Raw genomic sequence first — 791 nt, 5'->3', positions numbered from 1 at the left:
CCCCTGCGGCGCCCATTTCATCTGTTTCAGGATGGTCGGATAGACTGGGCCGAGCGCGATATAGTCCGGTCTGGCGGCAAGGGCTGTTTCGAGTTCGAGATGGTCGTGCGTGCTGAGGCCGAGACGGACACCTGCAGCCCTTATCCGGGTAAGGTCCGCCGCTTGCAGATCTTCCTGTCCGAGATGAATGAAATCGCAGTCCTCCTCGATCGCCAGCCGCCAGAAGTCATTGATGATGAGCTGGCATTTGTATCGGGCGCACAAGGCCTTCGCCTTGCGGATCTCGGCGCGCAACGCAGCCTCGGCGAGGTTCTTGACGCGAAGCTGCATCAGCCTGACGCCGAGCGGCGCCAGCCTTTCAATCCAGGCGGCGCTATCGACGATCAGATAAAAAGGATCGAGTTTCATTGAAAGACTGCCCGGCCGATTGTCGGCGTCGATGGGACGGCGAGGTCGCGCGGCTCGAGCAGGCCCGAGCGATAGGCCTCACGGCCGGCATCGACCGCCTTGCCGAACGCGCGCGCCATGCCGATCGGATCGGCGGCCTTGGCCACTGCCGTGTTGAGGAGCACCGCGTCGAAGCCGAGTTCCATCACGAGAGCCGCGTGAGATGGGCGGCCGAGGCCCGCATCCACGATCAGCGGGACATCCGGGAAATGGCCGCGCATCGAGCGGAGCGCGGTGATATTTACCGGTCCAAGCGCAGAACCGATCGGCGCGCACCAGGGCATGAGCACCCTGCATCCGGCTTCCAGCAATCGCTCGGCGACGACGAGATCGTCCGTCGTGTA

Annotated in this window: 2 protein-coding genes; both read right to left on the bottom strand. The window is 63.6% G+C overall.

What is annotated here, in order from left to right:
• Nucleotides 1-408 (bottom strand): thiamine phosphate synthase (locus AC0L16_RS33525; protein WP_473625805.1); only part of this gene is annotated, 408 nt, incomplete at its 3' end.
• On the bottom strand, nucleotides 405-791 hold a 387-nt coding region (locus AC0L16_RS33520; protein ID WP_473625804.1), incomplete at its 5' end, for a beta/alpha barrel domain-containing protein. The genes AC0L16_RS33525 and AC0L16_RS33520, both read right to left, overlap by 4 nt.

Source organism: Mesorhizobium sp. WSM4848 (assembly GCF_055811375.1).
This window is presented reverse-complemented; position numbering and strand designations above follow the sequence as displayed.